Source organism: Vreelandella halophytica (assembly GCF_968193635.1).
The window spans coordinates 3,283,668-3,298,966 of record NZ_OZ309107.1 but is presented as its reverse complement, the minus strand read 5'-3'; the positions used below and the strand labels follow the sequence as shown (position 1 = coordinate 3,298,966).

Genomic DNA, 15,299 nt, shown 5'->3' with positions numbered 1-15,299 from the left:
GCCGTTTGCCGTAGAGAGCGACGGGCGTAGCGACGTACAGGTTGCTTTTCGTTACAGTAAGGCCGTATTGATACGTCTACTGACTGACATTGATGTTCTCGTTGCGCGCGACGACGATAAAAATATCCCCCCGCGATGTAACGACCTCTTAAAGGAAATGACTCTTGGCCAAAATTATTGTAGTGACCTCAGGTAAAGGGGGGGTCGGTAAAACCACCAGCGCGGCGGCCATTGCCACCGGGCTTGCGCTGCGCGGCAAAAAAACCGTCGTCATCGACTTCGACGTGGGCCTGCGTAACCTGGATTTGATCATGGGCTGCGAGCGGCGCGTGGTTTACGACCTGGTGAACGTCATTCAGGGCGAGGCGGCGCTCAATCAGGCGCTGATCCGCGACAAGCGTGTAGAAAACCTGTTTATCCTGCCGGCCTCGCAAACCCGCGACAAGGACGCGCTGACCCAGGAAGGCGTGGAAGAAGTGCTCGAACAGTTGCGTAACGATTTCGACTTCATCCTGTGCGACTCGCCCGCGGGGATCGAGCGCGGCGCGCAGCTGGCCATGTACTTTGCCGACGAAGCGGTGGTCGTGACCAACCCGGAAGTCTCCTCGGTGCGCGATTCGGACCGTATTCTGGGGCTTTTGGGCTCCAAGACCCGCCGCGCCGAACAGAGCCTGGACCCGGTCAGGGAGCACCTGCTGATCACCCGCTACAACCCCTCGCGCGTAACCTCCGGCGATATGCTCACGCTCGAAGACATTCGCGAGATCCTGGCGATCAATTTGATCGGGCTGATTCCGGAGTCCGAGGCGGTGCTGCGAGCGTCGAACCAGGGCGTGCCGGTCACCCACGACGGCGCAAGCGACGCCGGTCAGGCCTACGCCGATACCGTCTCGCGTCTTTTGGGCGAAGAGATTCCGCTACGCTTTCATGAAGTACAGCGTAAAAGTCTTCTGAACCGCATGTTTGGGGGAGGTCGTCGATGAAACTGCTGGAATTCTTGAAGCGCGAGCGCAAGAAGTCCGCTTCGGTCGCCAAAGAGCGTTTGCAAATTATTGTGGCCCACCAGCGCAGCCAGCGTGGCCAGCCGGATTACATGCCGATGCTCGAGCGCGAACTTCTGGAAGTAGTGCGCCGCTACGTGCACGTCGCGGACGACGCCATTCAGGTGTCGCTGGACAGCGAAGACAACTGCTCGGTGCTCGAACTCAACGTCACCCTGCCCAAGGAGTGAGCGAGAGGGCGGCATGAAGTGAGTCGAGCAGGGTGGCGGGGCCGGGCATGACGACCCGTGCCGGGTTTGAACTTTTTTGTATAACGGCGTTGTTGTAGGCTGGCGGGATACGTTCACGGGAGTATCCGCACATGGCGCCAGCCAACGCCGCCCCTGCCAGTTTTCTTTGGCACGATTATGAAACCTTCGGCGCCGACCCGCGCCGCGACCGCCCCGCGCAGTTCGCTGCGCTGCGCACCGACGCCGACTTCAACGAGATCGGTGAGCCGGTAGAGATCTACTGCCGGCCCAGTGATGACGCCTTGCCGCACCCCGCCGCTTGCCTGATCACCGGGATCACCCCGCAAAAAGCCCAGCGCCACGGCTTGGCAGAGGCCGAGTTCGCCGGCCGGATACAGGCGCTCATGGCAGAGCCTGGTACCTGCGCGGTGGGCTATAACAGCCTGCGCTTCGACGACGAAGTCTCGCGTCATCTTTTTTACCGTAATTTTCTCGACCCTTACGCCCGCGAGTGGCAAAACGGCAACTCCCGCTGGGATTTGATCGACGTGGTACGCGCGTTTTACGCGCTGCGCCCCCAGGGAATCGAGTGGCCCACACGTGAAGATGGCGCGCCGAGCTTCAAGCTCGAAGACCTGACCGCGGCCAACGGCATTGCCCACGAAGGCGCTCACGACGCGCTGGCAGACGTGCGCGCGACCATCGCGCTGGCAAGGCTTTTGAAAGCCCAAAACCCCAGGCTCTTCGACTACCTGATGGGGCTTCGCGGCAAGCGCGCCGTGGCGGCCCAGCTCGATGTGGCAAGCGCCAAGCCGGTGCTGCACATCTCCCGGCGCTACCCGGCCAGCCGCGCCTGCAGCGCGCTGGTCATGCCGCTGGCCGAACACCCCACCAACCCCAATGGCGTGATCGTTTTCGACCTGAGCGCAGACCCTGGTGAGCTCACATCGCTGAGTGTCGAGCAGATCCGCCAGCGGGTCTTCGTCAGCCAGCAGGACCTGGCCGAGGGCGAGTCGCGTATTCCGCTCAAGGTGATTCACATCAACCGCTGCCCGGTGGTATTTCCCGCCACGGCATTGAAGGATGTAGAAGGCCCCAAAAAGGGTGAGTACGGCGACATTCAGGCGCGCCTGGGGATGGACGTCGAGCAGTGCCGCAAACACTGGAGGGCGCTGCGCGCGGACTTGCCGGGTGTTGCTCGAAAAGTGGCCGAGGTATTCAACGCAGGCTTCGATGACGCCCCCCAAGACCCGGATCTGATGCTTTACTCGGGCAGCTTCTTCTCCGCGGCGGATCGCCAACAGATGGAGCGGGTCCGGGAAATGGCGCCCTGGGATTTGGTCGGTCAGCGCTTTCCCTTTCAGGACCCGCGGCTGGAGGAGATGCTGTTTCGCTTTCGCGCGCGCAACTACCCCGATACCCTGGAAGGCGAAGAGCGCGAGCAGTGGGAGGCGTTTCGCTGGGCGCGATTGAACGACCCGGCGCTTTCCGGCTTTACGCTAAAAGCCTTCGCTCGCGAAATCGAAGGTTACAACCAGCAGCGTTTGACCGACTACCAGCGCCAGGTGCTCGAAGAGGTGGTGATGTTCGTGGAGGCGATGCTGCCCGCTCAGGCGTTCGACGCCTGAGCGGGGAGGTCAAAGCGCCGCTTTAGGGCGCTTCGCGTTCATCGGTGGGCTCGGGGAAGGGCTCAAGGCTTGCCCGGTAGGCGGCGGTGTCGCTGGGGGTATCACCCGGGTCGAAGCGCACGTCCAGGGTGCGCGCCATAAGCGAAGGCCAGGCGGCGCGAATGTCATCGGCGCTTACCTCGAGTACCTTCTCGGCCATCGTTTCGCGGCGGTCGAAGCGAATCGGCGTGCGCGCGGTGGCCTGCCAGTAGCGGTTGACCATGCCGGAAAGGCTCGTATCGCGCTGGGCGTAGCGGCTGGCCACCGCCTGACGGTGAGGCGCAAGCGTCTCGTCATCCAGGGTTTCAAGCTCGTCGGTGGCGCTTTCCAAAAAGCCCTCGATGCGCCGGGCGATCTCGTCGCTTTCGACATCCGCCGACTGAACGATAAAGGCAATGCCCGGGGCGTCCAGCAGCGGCGAATAGCTGGCGCTCACTACGTAGCCGAGCTGCTGCTCGGTGCGCAGGGTTTGGTAGAAAGCGGTATTCAGCCACTGGGCAATGACGATGAGCGCAGCCTGCTCGTCGTCGCTTTGGTCGCGCCCCTGAACGTAGCGAAGCACCAGCGACTCGTCCCGGGCGCTGTCCGGGTGGAGCACCGCGCCGCCCTCATCGATGGCCAGCGGCGTTACATCCAGAATATCTTCGCGGGTCAGGCGCGGGCGCAGCGTATCGCGAATCAGCGTGGCTTGCTCCCGGGCTTGCTCGGCCGCGAGGTTACCCACCGCCATGGCGTCGACGTACAGCTCACTTAAAAAGCGCTCTCGAAAGTCTTCCAGGTGGTGGCACTCGAGACGCTGGCTGGCCGCATACAGCGCGCGGCTATCCCACTGCGGTGTTAGAAGCGCTTCGCCCACCAGGCGGCCGGCCTGATTGTAGAGCGGCGCCTGGGGGGCGTTTTGCCACTCGCGCTGGAGCTGGTAGCGCACCCGTTCGAAGGTCTCGTCGGTGATCTCGGCGGTTTTCAACTGCTCGATCGCCTGCTCGATAAACGGCGTTTGGCCGTCGCGCCAGCCCGAAAACGCCAGCGTCATGCCCCGAGCGTGGGGGTAGGCGTCGAAGGATTGGCCCGCAAGCCAGGCAGGATACAGCGAGGTGCTCAAGCTGTCGTTCAGCCAGCCCGAGAGCATACGCGTCAGCGCCGCTTCCTCGGCAGAGTAGCTCGCGCTGGGGTGCTGAAGGCTAATGCGCCACTCGACGCTTGGCGTGTTGAAGCGGCTATCCTGCATGTGCCAGGCGGTAAACGACGGCGCCTCCAACAGGACGTCCGGCCTCTCGTCCTGCCCCTCTTCCAGGCTCAGGTCGCTGGCGATAAAGGGGTTGGGCTTGGCAAGCGCCAGCCCGCCAAGCGCTTCACCGCTTGCTTCGGGGGCGGGAAGCTTACGCCACTGGGTGTCGAACCAGGGCGAGACGGTATCGCTTTCGACCTCCGCCGCCGAGTAGGCACGGATCATGTTGGCAGGGGTCAGCGCGTCCAGATACGCCTGCTGGGCGTCTCTATCCATGCCGTCCATACGGTAGGGGGCGTATTGAACGTCTTCGACCGGGTAGCGCGAAAGGCTCATGGCCAGGCGGGTGGCTTCGCCTTGCGGGTCGCCGTGCTGCTGAAAGCGAAACGCCTGCTCGGCAAGCGCGGCCTGCTCTTCGAAGCGCCAGTCCTCGATCCCCTCGCGTTTGATCTCGTTCACCGCGGCAAAGAGTGTCGCCTGAACGTCGTCGAGGCGCTCGGCGCCGCTTTGTGTCAGGTTGATGGACACCACGAACAGCGCGTGCTCGCCGTCGCCCCGGCCCACGCCGGCGCTAAGCCCGAAGGCCAGCCCCGCCTCACGCAGCACGGCCAAAAGACTGCCTTCGCTTTCATCGCCCAGCAGGTGGGCGGCCATTTGCGAGGGCTTGGTGCGGTAATCGCTGGTGGGGTCCGGCACCGGGAAGTAGAAGTTGAGTTGGCGGCGGTCCTCGAGGGATTGGCGCTCGATATAGATCGGTAGGTCATCGCTTAGCGCCAGCGGCTCGTCGATGACCGGCGCCTCGAGGCCGTTGTCCGGAATATCGGCAAAGCGCTCCACGACCCATTCTTCCAGCGTATCGAGCGGCTGCGGGGCGACCACGGCCAGGTTCATGACGTTGGCATCGTAGTGGTGGTGGTAAAAATCGATGATCCGGTCGCGCAGGCTCGTTTCGCCTTCCGGGGGGCTTGCCAGGGTCTCGCGGCTGCCCACGGCAAAGCCGGTGGTGGCGTTGTCCGGGTTCAATACCTGGTCGAGCACGTCGCTTTCCCGGCGCGAATCGTCGCGGATGCGTGCCCGGTACTCGGAGTGGACGATATTACGCTCGCTTTCGAGCTGGTCGGCGTTGAAAAGCGGCGAGAGGAAAAACGCGCTGAAGCGGTCGAGCGCCCCGGGCAGTGCATCCGGCGCTACGTCGAAGAAGTAGTTGGTGTCTTGCTGGGCGGTAAACGCGTTGTGCGAGCCCGCGTTGTTGGCAATGTAGCTCTGGTAGGCGTCGGGTTCCGGGTAAGGCTCGGTACCGAGAAACAGCATGTGCTCGAGAAAGTGGGCCAACCCCAATAAATCGTCCGGGTCCTGGGCGCTGCCCACTCGCACGTTCATCGAAGCGGCTGCCTTGTCGGCCTCCGGGTCGCTGACCAACAGCGCGTGCAGGCCGTTTTCCAGGGTCACGACCCGATAGTCGCGGGCATCGAAGGGGCTCGTGATCGGGGTGGTGACCTCGGCCACCGGCGTATCCTCAGCCCATAGGGCAGGGGCATACCCGGTCAGGCTGAGTACCATGCCGGCCGCGGCGTAGCGTAAGGTCAAGGCAGGGGCGGTAGGGTGTGGGCGTAACATTAAAACTCCTCGGGCGCGGTCCATCGCAGCATGGCCCCTTGCGGGTGAGCACAGGCAGCCGACTGGTTGGCGGGGTTATTGACACTCTTTGATACCGGAAAGGCGCCCAACAGTTCCAAAGGTGCCGGGGTCATCAGCGCGTGAAGGTGCGCCGACGAGCTTGCCGGGTCCAGCCAGCGATCCAGTGCCGAGGGTTCGATGACCAGCGGCAGCCGGTCGGTCAGCGTGGACAAGCAGACGTTGGCCGGCACGCTGATCAAGGCGGTGGAATCGGTAAACGCGGTCAGCGTGGTGTGGTAGCGACACCAAAGTGCCCCCAGCAGCAGCGGGGCACGGTCGGTCGCGGTGACCAGGTAGGGCTGCTTGCCGCCGGGGCGCTGCTGCCATACGTAAAAGCCGGTTACGGGGATGACGCAGCGCCTCGCGTTGAAGGCTTCTTCGAACATCGCCCGCTTGTCGAGCGACTCGGCCCGGGCGCAGTGCGGGGCATGGTCGAGCACCTTGAGCCAGGGCGGCGTTAGCCCCCAAAAAAGCGGCGTGTGGCGGATAACGCCCTGTTCCAGGCGAAGGGCCGATACCGGCTGGCGCGGCGCTAAATTGGGCGAACTAATGAAGGGGTCGCTTTGACTGAGTTCGGGCACCATGCGGGAAAGCGATAGGCGCTGCACGTGTAGGCGTCCCGTCATGCCTGTCTCCTTATAACCCGTGTTAAATATGCTGGGCGCGGGGCGACAAGAATACGCTAAATGTCGTGCATTAGTATCGAAAACAGTGTTCGATGTGAGGTATCCTGTCTTATATTAACCCTTGCTCAAACTCAAGTGCGTTGAGGCATTCGCCTTTTTGCCTGACCTGAAGAGATCGCCATGGCCCGTCCCCGACAGCATGCGCCCGATACCCTCCATGCGCAGGTCATGCACGTTTGCGACGAGTGGCTGGCCTCGCGGCCTGTCCACGGTTTATCGCTGCGTGCGCTGGCCCGGGACGTGGGGTGCGCGCCGAGTACGCTACTCAAACTTTACGGCAGCTTTAACAATTTATTGCAGCACGTCAACGTGGAAACCCTGGCGCGGCTGCAGCAAACCATCGAGAGTCTGACGGAAGACGAGCCCGAGCCCTGGCTTCGCGAGCTGGCCCACGCTTACTGGCACTTCGCCGAGGCGGGCTGCTACCGCTGGCACCTGCTGTTCGACTACCCCCTGGCCGAAGAGGGCGAGCTCGACCAGCGCCAAAGCGATTTGATCGAGGCGCTATTTACCCAAGTGGAAACTTCGTTAAAACGCTACCAGCCCGCGCTGGATGACATGGAGGCGCGCCGGTTGGGCCGCACGCTGTGGGGCAGTGTGCATGGTCTGGTGCAGCTGGGGCTGAATGAGCGCCTGGGGTACTGGCAGGGTCAGCAGCTCAAGGTCGACGAACTGTTGGATCAGCTAATGAGCACGGTGCTGGCCGGGCTTCGCGCTCAGGGGGCGCCCGCGTGACACGGGTCGTCAAACCGGTGCGCTACGTACTGCGCTACGCCATCTATATCGCCATGCGGCTGTGCTACCGGCTGCGCGTTCGCGGCCGCGAGCACGTGCCCCGCAAGGGCGCGGCACTGGTGGTGTGCAATCACGTAAGCTTCATGGATGCGCTGGTGTTGGGCGGGGGCAGCCCCCGGCCGCTGCGCTTTGTCATGGACCAGCCGATTTTCGACTCGCCCTGGCTCAAGTGGTGGTTTCTGCTGGTCGGGGCGATTCCGGTCGAGTCCGAGCGGCGAACGCCGGCGGGGCTTCGCCGTACGCTGGAGATGATTAGCGAGGCGCTGCGCGACGGCGAGGTGGTGATGATCTTTCCCGAAGGGCGGTTGACGCCGGACGGGGAGCTGCAGGCCTTCCGGCGCGGTTTGGAAACCATGCTGGCGCGGGACAACGTGCCGGTGGTTCCCGCCGGGCTTGCCGGCCTCTGGGGTTCCTGGACGTCGCACTGCGGCGGCAAAGCGCTCAAGAAGTGGCCGTCGCGCTTTCGTGCGCCGGTTCGGCTCACCTTCGGCCCGCCGGTGATGGCCCAGGACGCCGAAGGCGCGGCGCTGCGCCCTTATCTCGAGGCGCGCGTGAAGGCACTCAAGATCGCCGGTGAGCTGGACATCGCCCAGCGCGGCCAGGCCTCGCAGAAAAAGATCTAGACCGGCTTAGCGCCGGGGAAGACGGATCAGCGGCCAGCAGCGCGCCGAGGTGATCAGGTTGTCGCGGATTTCCAGAATTTCCATTCGCGTATTGCCGATTTGCAGCGACGCCGGCCCTTCCGGGAACGCCTCGAGATGCTCCAAAATCAACCCGTTGAGGGTCTTGGGGCCGTCGGTAGGGAGCTGCCAGCCCAGCATCTTGTTGATCTCGCGGATGTTAGCGGTACCTTCGATCACGTGGCTGCCGTCATCCTGCTGATGAATCTCTTCGTCTTCCGAGACGTCGGTGGTGAACTCGCCGACGATCTCTTCGAGAATGTCCTCCAGCGTGACCAACCCTTCCACGTCGCCATACTCGTCCACTACGATGCCGATACGCCGCTTCTGTTTTTGAAAGTTCAAAAGCTGCGTGTGCAGCGGCGTCGATTCGGGAATGAAGTAGGGCTCGCGCGCCTCTTGTACCACCGCCGCCTTGGTGACTTCGTCGCGGGAAAGAAAGCGCGCCGCGTTGCGCAGGTGGAGCATGCCGATGATGTTGTTGATATCCCCTTTGTAGACGGGCAGGCGAGTGTGCTGGCTGGTACGTATCTGGGCCAGAATATCCTCGAGCGAATCGTCCAAATCGATACCCAGTACCTCGTGGCGCGGCACCATAATGTCGTTTACCGTCACGTTTTCCAGATCCAGAATCGACAGCAGCATGGCACGGTGGCGGTAGGGGATCAGCGTACCCGCCTCGTGGACCACGGTACGCAGTTCGTCCCGGGTCAGGCTGTCACCGCCGCTATCGACGCTTTTGACCCCGATCAGGCGCAGCAGGCCGTTGGAAACGGCGTTGACTAGCCAGACCAGCGGATAGAGAAGCTTCAGCAGTGGCTCCAGCGCCATCGAGGTCGGGTAGGCGATGCGCTCGGGCTTGATCGCGGCGTAGGTCTTGGGCGTTACCTCGGCGAAAATCAGAATGACAATGGTCAAAAGCGCCGTGGAGATGGCCGGGCCGGACACCTCGCCAAAGAAGTGGATGGCGATGATGGTCGCAATCGACGCCGCCAGGTTGTTGACGAAATTGTTGCCGATCAGGATGACGCCGATCAGCCGGTCGGGGCGAGTCAAAAGGCGCATGACCCGCTTGGCCCGGCGGTCGCCGCTGCCCGCCTGGTGGCTGAGTCGATAGCGGTTGATCGACATCATGCCCGTTTCAGAACTCGAGAAGAAGGCGGATAGCAGTATCAGTAAGGCTAAAAGGCCGAACAGTAATCCCAGCGGGAAATCGTCGCTCAAGTCGAAAGTTCCTTTATGGCGTATCAAGCTCGTTTTTAGAAGCACGTGGGGTGTCTGTCAAGAACACCCCCTCGAGGCCCGGCTAGCGGTTAAGGATTATTTCCAGCACGAACTTACTACCGAAGTACGCCAGGATCAAAAGCAGACAGCCGCCCAGCGTCCAGCGCACGGCGCGCATGCCCCGCCAGCCGAACCGGTAGCGACCGATCAAAAGCGTCGTAAAGATGACCCAGGCGGCGATCGAGAGCACGGTCTTGTGCACCAAATGCTGGGCGAAGAGGTTGTCGAGAAAGATCAAACCGCTTGCAATCGAGAGCGTGAGTAGCACCACCCCTGCCCACACCAGTTCGAATAGCACCCGCTCCATGGTGGTCAGCGGTGGGAGCGACTGCACGATGCCACGAATGTGGTGGTGGCGCAGGGCCTGGTTTTGCAGCCCAACCAGCACGGCCTGAACCGCGGCAATCGCCAGTACCGCAAAGGCCAGCGCCGAGCTTGCCGCGTGCAGTAAAATACCCGGCGTAAGCCCGGTATGGCTTCCCTGGTTGGGAAGCCAGGTGGCGAAAATCAGCGCGACCCCGGCCAGCGGGAAAAGCGCGATACTGGCGTTCAGCACCGGCTTGAATAGGCTTGCGACCAGCACCACGCTCACCGCCACGGCCATCAAAAGCGTCACACTGGTGGAAAAGCCGGGCAAAAGCCCTGGCGTCTCACCCAGTAGCATGACCACGACTGGTATGTGCAGCAAAAGCCCGAATGCGCCCAAAAGGCGCACCATGGCCCGCCGCGGGGGTACCCGGCGGAACAGCGTCATGCCCTGCCAGATGGCCGCGGCAATGTAGAGTACAAAAGCGATGGTGGCGAAAGGTAGCGCCTGCATGATGCTATCCGTGCGCTTCGCGCGCGTAAGGTTAAGAAACGTCGTCGATGACCCGGTTGTCGATTAATACGTCTGGCCGTCGCTAACCAGGTGGTCGATAAACACGTCGTTGATGAACACGGCTAAGAATAATCAGTCAGGCCGAGAGACTAGCGCCTACTATAACCAATCGTAAAGCGTCGCACAGCAGTGTATCGCGAGAAGCCATAGAGACTCGCGCGTTGAGCGCGTATAATCGAACCTACACACGTCCGGCGGCGTCTACGCCCGGCGGCAGCGATAAAGGCAGAGGCCCCATGTTCCAGAATCTGAGCGAGCGTCTTTCCCAGACGCTGAAGTCGATTAAAGGCCAGGCGCGCCTGACCGATGACAACATCAAGGAAACGCTTCGCGAAGTGCGTAAGGCACTTTTGGAAGCGGACGTGGCGCTGCCCGTCGTCAAGGAATTCATCGAGCGCGTGCGTGAGCGCGCCGTCGGCCAGGAAGTATCTAAAAGCCTCTCGCCGGGCCAGCAGTTCGTCAAGATCGTTCAGCAAGAGCTCGAAGCGATCATGGGCGAGGCCAACGAAGGGCTGACCCTTAAAAGCTCCCCCGCCGTTGTGCTGATGGCGGGTTTGCAGGGCGCGGGTAAAACCACGTCCGTTGCCAAGCTTGCCCGCTTTTTGCGCGAGCGCGAGAAGAAGAAAGTGCTGGTAGTGTCGGCGGACGTTTACCGCCCGGCGGCCATTGATCAGCTCGAGACCCTGGCGAAAGAGGTCGAGGTCGACTTCTTCCCATCGAGCTCGGACCAGAAGCCGGTCGACATCGCGAACGCCGCCATTAAGCACGCCAAAATTCAGTTCCACGATGTCGTGCTGGTCGATACCGCGGGCCGTTTGGCCATCGACGAAGCGATGATGGCCGAGATCCAGGCGCTGCATAAGGCGATCACCCCCGACGAGACGCTGTTCGTCGTCGACGCCATGACCGGCCAGGACGCGGTGAACACCGCCAAGGCGTTCCACGAAGCGCTACCGCTGACCGGCGTGATCCTCACCAAGGCCGACGGCGACGCCCGTGGCGGTGCGGCGCTGTCGGTACGTCACATTACCGGCAAGCCCATCAAGTTCATGGGGATGGGTGAGAAAGTCGACGCCCTCGAACCGTTCCACCCGGACCGCGTCGCCTCGCGCATCCTCGGCATGGGCGACATGCTCTCGCTGATCGAGGAAGCCGAGCGCACCGTCGACAAGGACAAGGCCACCCAGCTTGCCAACAAGGTCAAGAAGGGCGACGGCTTCGATCTCGAGGACTTCCGCGAGCAGCTCCAGCAGCTCAAGAAGATGGGCGGCATGGGGGGCTTGCTCGGTAAGCTCCCCGGCATGGGCCAAATGGCTGAAATGGCCCAGGGCCCGGGCCCAGAAAAAGAGATGGGCAAGCTCGAGGCGCTGATCAACTCCATGACGCCCAAGGAGCGCCGCTCGCCGGACATCATCAACGGCTCGCGCAAGCGCCGTATCGCCGCCGGCGCCGGTCTTCAGGTGCCGGATTTGAACCGCCTGCTCAAGCAGCACAAGCAGATGCAGAAGATGATGAAGAAAGCCGGCAAGAAAGGCGGCATGCAGAAGATGATGCGCGGCATGTCCGGCATGATGGGCGGCGGCGGCGGCCCCGGTGGGCCTGGCGGTATGGGTGGCCCCGGCGGCATGGGCGGCGGCGGTGGGCTGCCCTGGCGTTAAGGCTTGCCTATCAAAAGAGTGTGTCTGGTTGACGCCTTATGAGTTTTCTGGCGGCCAGACTTTCCAAGTTGGCCGCATTTGCGTAGAATGCGGCCTCTTCATGCGTGGGTGTTAGGGCTTTGCGCCAGTCGCGCTGCTTCGATCTACCCGTGAAGTATGGGAAAAACGGTACGTATCAGGCACTTGGGTTTTAGTAACCTCTGTACAGGTAACGCGTACCGGAAACTGCATGATGAGTGTTCTGATGGCGATGTGCGCCATGCTCCACTCTCGTAACCTCAACCGAAGGATAGTTATCGTATGGTTACCATTCGTTTGGCACGTAGTGGCGCCAAAAAGCGTCCCTTTTACCACCTGACCGTGACCGACTCGCGCAACGCGCGTGATGGCCGCTTCATCGAGCGCGTTGGCTTTTTCAACCCGGTTGCCCGTGGTCAGGAAGAGCGTCTGCGCGTAAACCTGGAGCGCGTTGCACACTGGCAGGGCCACGGTGCACAGCTTTCCGGCCGCGTTGCCGAGCTGGTTAAAGAAGCAAGCAAGCAGGCGTAAGTCTGCCGAGAAGTGCCGTATCGAGAAACGCGATGCGGAGACCGAGATACTGTAGTGCTGGATACCCCGGCGCTGGATATAGTAGTAGGAGCGTTGGTGAATGACCCGTGTTGACGCCAGCCAGGCTGACGACGCTCATGTCGTATTGGGTAAGCTGACAAGCCCCCATGGGGTGAAGGGTTGGCTCAAGGTCTACTCCTACACGAATCCGATAGACAGTATTTTGGAGTACCCGGAGTGGTGGGTGCGCCAGGGCCAGACCCTGACGCGTATGCCGGTCATTACGGGGCGTCGCCAGGGCAAGGCGCTGGTGGTGCAGCTCAAGGATATCAATGACCGTACGGCCGCCGAAGCGCTGGCCCAGGCCGAGATCCTGCTGCCCAAAGAAGCCCTTCCCGAACTGGCCGACGACGAGTACTACTGGCACGAGCTCGAAGGCCTACAGGTCTTTACGGTGTCAGGCGAGCGGTTGGGGCAGGTGAGCTACCTGTTTGAAACCGGCGCGAACGATGTCATGGTGGTGCGCGGTGATGAGAACGCCATCGACCGGCGCGAGCGGCTGGTGCCCTTTCTGCCCGATGACGTGGTGCGTGAGGTCGACCTGGGCGAGAGCAAGATGATCGTCGAGTGGGACCCTGAGTTTTGATGATCGATTCGAGCATCGATTCCCGCACCGAGACGTCCGGTATGGAAAGTGAGCCGACGGCGCCCGCTATGTGGATCGGCGTGGTATCGCTTTTTCCCGAAATGTTCGAAGCCATTACCCGTCAAGGGGTGGTGGGCCGAGCGGTCGAGCGGCGCCAGATCGCCCTCGAGTTCTGGAATCCGCGGGAGTATGCCACCGACAAGCATCGCAGCGTGGACGACCGGCCTTACGGCGGTGGCCCAGGCATGCTGATGAAGGTCGACACACTGCGCGGCGCGATTGCCGATGCAAAGGCCCAGGGCCAGGCGCGCAATGGTCAGGTGCCCAAGGTGATTTACCTTTCACCTCAGGGGCGAAAGCTTGATCAGAAAGGCGTCGAAACGCTTGTCAACGCGGGCCCTTTGGTCGTGGTTGCCGGGCGTTACGAAGGCATCGACGAGCGCGTGGTGGAGAGTGACATCGACGAAGAGTGGTCGATTGGCGACTATGTGCTAAGCGGCGGTGAGCTGCCGGCCATGGTGTTGATCGACGCGGCGGCAAGGCTGATACCCGGCGTACTGGGGCATCAGGATTCCGCCATCGAAGACTCGTTTAACGACGGCTTGCTGGACTGCCCGCACTATACGCGTCCGGAAGTGATCGACGGTAAGAGCGTGCCCGATGTGCTTTTAAGCGGCCATCACGGCGCCATCAAACGCTGGCGGTTGAAACAGTCGTTAGGCAGAACCTGGCAGCGCCGACCCGATTTATTGGAAGGGCGCGAGCTGAGTGCTGAGCAGCGGCGTCTGCTCGACGAGTTTATCGAAGAACACGCCCAGGCCCACGGGTAGGTCAGGGCGGCGGTGCAGGGCGTAACGCACCTGCGTCACCCATAACGACTCCCGCGTAGCTCGCTTCGAGCGCCGGGATCACGGTTTGCCCCTTCCACCATTGCGTGGCGAACCATTACGTTATTCAGGAGTAAGCAACATGAGCAGTAAAAACAAGGTGATCCAGGCGCTCGAAAACGAGCAAATGAGCAAAGAGATCCCTGGCTTCGCCCCCGGCGACACCGTCGTCGTTCAGGTGAAAGTAAAAGAAGGTACCCGCGAGCGTCTGCAGGCCTTCGAAGGTGTGGTCATCGGTAAGCGTAACCGTGGCCTGAACTCCGCGTTCACCGTGCGTAAAATCTCTCACGGTGTGGGCGTTGAGCGTACCTTCCAGACCTACAGCCCGCTGGTTGACTCTATCGAAGTCAAGCGTCGTGGTGACGTTCGTCAAGCCAAGCTTTACTACCTGCGTGAGCGTAGCGGTAAGTCGGCTCGTATCAAGGAAAAGCTGGCTTAATCGCCGCTTTTCCCGGGCGCCTTGCCGGCGCCTGGATACAAAACCCCGTCACCGCTTTGCGGGGCGGGGTTTTTTTATTGGCGCGCTTCAAAGCCTGGATACGTTGACCCATGAGCGATATCGACATCTTTCTGGACGCCCTATGGCTCGAGCAAGGCGCAAGCGATCATACGTTAGCGGCCTACCGGCGCGATTTGAGTGCCTGGCAAGCGTACCTGGCTCGCTTTGACGAACCCCTGCTGGCGCCAGAGTCCGGCCGTTTTACCGGGCTACTCGATGAGCGCCAAAAAGCGGGCTATCAGCTGCGCAGCAACGCCAGGTTGCTTTCATCGCTGCGTAGCTTTTACCGCTGGGCGCAGCTGCATGGCCATATCGCCCGGGACCCGCTGGCGGATGTGACGCTGCCCCGGGTGCGCCCGAGCCTGCCCAATACGCTGGAAGAGGACGAAGTAGAGCGGCTACTGTTGGCGCCGGATACCGCGACCCCGCTGGGGCTTCGCGACCGCACCATGCTGGAGCTGCTTTATGCCTGCGGGCTGCGCGTATCAGAATTGGTTGGGCTCTCGAGCGACGCGGTGAATCTGCGTCAGGGCGTGGTGCGCGTGCGCGGCAAGGGCGATAAAGACCGGCTGGTGCCTATGGGCGACGAAGCGATCCAGTGGCTCGAAACCTATATCAAAAACGCTCGGCCGGCGCTGATGAAGGACATCACCCGGCCGGCGCTGTTTCCCGGCCGTGCCGACAAAGCCATGACGCGACAAACCTTCTGGCATCGGATTAAAATTCACGCGATAACGGCCAGCATCACGCGCCCGCTGTCGCCCCATACGTTGCGCCACGCCTTTGCGACGCATTTATTGAATCATGGGGCCAATTTGCGGGTCGTACAGCTGCTACTTGGGCACAGTGACCTGTCCACGACGCAAATTTACACGCATGTTGCCCAGGCGCGCCTGGAGCAACTGCACGCAGATCATCATCCACGAGGTTGA

General features: G+C 61.9%; 15 protein-coding genes. 11 read left to right on the top strand and 4 right to left on the bottom strand.

Translation table 11 applies throughout. The annotated features are described in order from the left end of the window. Positions 1–164: 164 nt before the first annotated feature. The 3 genes from minD (at position 165) to sbcB (ending at position 2,859) form a co-directional block, all read left to right on the top strand. Complete coding sequence (minD, locus tag ACWHXT_RS15240) at positions 165–983, top strand: septum site-determining protein MinD (protein WP_447927130.1); 819 nt, start codon at positions 165–167, stop codon at positions 981–983. Next, positions 980–1,231 carry a cell division topological specificity factor MinE gene (gene minE / locus ACWHXT_RS15235; protein WP_447530032.1) on the top strand — a complete coding sequence of 84 codons (252 nt, stop codon included), beginning with the start codon at positions 980–982 and terminating at the stop codon, positions 1,229–1,231. Before minD ends, minE begins: the two co-directional genes overlap by 4 nt. Positions 1,232–1,362: 131 nt before the next feature. After that, positions 1,363–2,859 carry an exodeoxyribonuclease I gene (sbcB, locus tag ACWHXT_RS15230; RefSeq protein ID WP_447956448.1) on the top strand — a complete coding sequence of 499 codons (1,497 nt, stop codon included), beginning with the start codon at positions 1,363–1,365 and terminating at the stop codon, positions 2,857–2,859. Positions 2,860–2,881: 22 nt separating this feature from the next. On the opposite strand, the gene ACWHXT_RS15225 is transcribed toward sbcB, so the two are convergent. Both ACWHXT_RS15225 and ACWHXT_RS15220 read right to left on the bottom strand, forming a co-directional pair. Beyond that, on the bottom strand, positions 2,882–5,743 hold the full coding sequence (locus ACWHXT_RS15225; protein WP_447956447.1) for an insulinase family protein: 2,862 nt from the start codon (positions 5,741–5,743) through the stop codon (positions 2,882–2,884). Next, positions 5,743–6,429, bottom strand: a complete 687-nt coding sequence (locus ACWHXT_RS15220) for an SOS response-associated peptidase (RefSeq protein WP_447956446.1) — start codon at positions 6,427–6,429, stop codon at positions 5,743–5,745. Before ACWHXT_RS15220 ends, ACWHXT_RS15225 begins: the two co-directional genes overlap by 1 nt. A gap of 180 nt (positions 6,430–6,609) precedes the next feature. Between ACWHXT_RS15220 and ACWHXT_RS15215 the strand changes: the two genes are divergently transcribed. Together ACWHXT_RS15215 and ACWHXT_RS15210 are read left to right on the top strand one after the other, a co-directional pair. Then, positions 6,610–7,224 (top strand): TetR/AcrR family transcriptional regulator, encoded by a 615-nt coding sequence (locus tag ACWHXT_RS15215; RefSeq protein WP_447927126.1) that lies wholly within the window; start codon positions 6,610–6,612, stop codon positions 7,222–7,224. Then, the gene (locus tag ACWHXT_RS15210) at positions 7,221–7,907 is read left to right on the top strand and encodes a 1-acyl-sn-glycerol-3-phosphate acyltransferase (protein ID WP_447956445.1); all 687 of its coding nucleotides are present in this window, start codon (positions 7,221–7,223) and stop codon (positions 7,905–7,907) included. The genes ACWHXT_RS15215 and ACWHXT_RS15210 overlap by 4 nt, the downstream gene beginning before the upstream one ends. Positions 7,908–7,913: 6 nt before the next feature. On the opposite strand, the gene ACWHXT_RS15205 is transcribed toward ACWHXT_RS15210, so the two are convergent. Continuing rightward, entirely contained in the window at positions 7,914–9,188 is a 1,275-nt protein-coding gene (locus tag ACWHXT_RS15205; protein WP_447927124.1) for an HlyC/CorC family transporter, read from the bottom strand. 82 nt (positions 9,189–9,270) lie between these two features. Beyond that, positions 9,271–10,068, bottom strand: coding sequence for a cytochrome C assembly family protein (locus ACWHXT_RS15200; RefSeq protein ID WP_447956444.1), 798 nt, complete (start codon positions 10,066–10,068; stop codon positions 9,271–9,273). 296 nt (positions 10,069–10,364) lie between these two features. Here ACWHXT_RS15200 and ffh point away from each other — a divergent pair, with 296 nt between their 5' ends. The 6 genes from ffh to xerD all read left to right on the top strand — a co-directional run bounded on the left by ffh (position 10,365) and on the right by xerD (position 15,299). Further along, a complete protein-coding gene (gene ffh / locus ACWHXT_RS15195; protein ID WP_447927122.1) occupies positions 10,365–11,786 on the top strand; it encodes a signal recognition particle protein in 1,422 nt (473 codons plus the stop codon). A gap of 300 nt (positions 11,787–12,086) precedes the next feature. After that, positions 12,087–12,335 carry a 30S ribosomal protein S16 gene (rpsP, locus tag ACWHXT_RS15190; RefSeq protein WP_447530023.1) on the top strand — a complete coding sequence of 83 codons (249 nt, stop codon included), beginning with the start codon at positions 12,087–12,089 and terminating at the stop codon, positions 12,333–12,335. A 100-nt stretch (positions 12,336–12,435) separates the two neighbouring features. Further along, on the top strand, positions 12,436–12,981 hold the full coding sequence (gene rimM, locus ACWHXT_RS15185) for a ribosome maturation factor RimM (RefSeq protein ID WP_447956443.1): 546 nt from the start codon (positions 12,436–12,438) through the stop codon (positions 12,979–12,981). Positions 12,982–13,049: 68 nt separating this feature from the next. After that, a complete protein-coding gene (gene trmD, locus ACWHXT_RS15180; RefSeq protein WP_447929173.1) occupies positions 13,050–13,811 on the top strand; it encodes a tRNA (guanosine(37)-N1)-methyltransferase TrmD in 762 nt (253 codons plus the stop codon). A gap of 139 nt (positions 13,812–13,950) precedes the next feature. Beyond that, the gene (gene rplS / locus ACWHXT_RS15175) at positions 13,951–14,307 is read left to right on the top strand and encodes a 50S ribosomal protein L19 (protein ID WP_447927120.1); all 357 of its coding nucleotides are present in this window, start codon (positions 13,951–13,953) and stop codon (positions 14,305–14,307) included. Positions 14,308–14,417: 110 nt separating this feature from the next. Continuing rightward, positions 14,418–15,299 (top strand): site-specific tyrosine recombinase XerD, encoded by an 882-nt coding sequence (xerD, locus tag ACWHXT_RS15170; RefSeq protein ID WP_447927119.1) that lies wholly within the window; start codon positions 14,418–14,420, stop codon positions 15,297–15,299.

Excerpts from the sequence above, each read along its gene's own strand:
- minE (WP_447530032.1), top strand. The coding sequence starts at position 980 with ATGAAACTGCTGGAATTCTTGAAGCGCGAGCGCAAGAAGTCCGCTTCG.
- sbcB (WP_447956448.1), top strand. The coding sequence starts at position 1,363 with ATGGCGCCAGCCAACGCCGCCCCTGCCAGTTTTCTTTGGCACGATTAT.
- ACWHXT_RS15225 (WP_447956447.1), bottom strand. The coding sequence starts at position 5,743 with ATGTTACGCCCACACCCTACCGCCCCTGCCTTGACCTTACGCTACGCC.
- ACWHXT_RS15220 (WP_447956446.1), bottom strand. The coding sequence starts at position 6,429 with ATGACGGGACGCCTACACGTGCAGCGCCTATCGCTTTCCCGCATGGTG.
- ACWHXT_RS15215 (WP_447927126.1), top strand. The coding sequence starts at position 6,610 with ATGGCCCGTCCCCGACAGCATGCGCCCGATACCCTCCATGCGCAGGTC.
- ACWHXT_RS15200 (WP_447956444.1), bottom strand. The coding sequence starts at position 10,068 with ATGCAGGCGCTACCTTTCGCCACCATCGCTTTTGTACTCTACATTGCC.
- ffh (WP_447927122.1), top strand. The coding sequence starts at position 10,365 with ATGTTCCAGAATCTGAGCGAGCGTCTTTCCCAGACGCTGAAGTCGATT.
- rpsP (WP_447530023.1), top strand. The coding sequence starts at position 12,087 with ATGGTTACCATTCGTTTGGCACGTAGTGGCGCCAAAAAGCGTCCCTTT.
- rimM (WP_447956443.1), top strand. The coding sequence starts at position 12,436 with ATGACCCGTGTTGACGCCAGCCAGGCTGACGACGCTCATGTCGTATTG.
- trmD (WP_447929173.1), top strand. The coding sequence starts at position 13,050 with ATGTGGATCGGCGTGGTATCGCTTTTTCCCGAAATGTTCGAAGCCATT.
- rplS (WP_447927120.1), top strand. The coding sequence starts at position 13,951 with ATGAGCAGTAAAAACAAGGTGATCCAGGCGCTCGAAAACGAGCAAATG.
- xerD (WP_447927119.1), top strand. The coding sequence starts at position 14,418 with ATGAGCGATATCGACATCTTTCTGGACGCCCTATGGCTCGAGCAAGGC.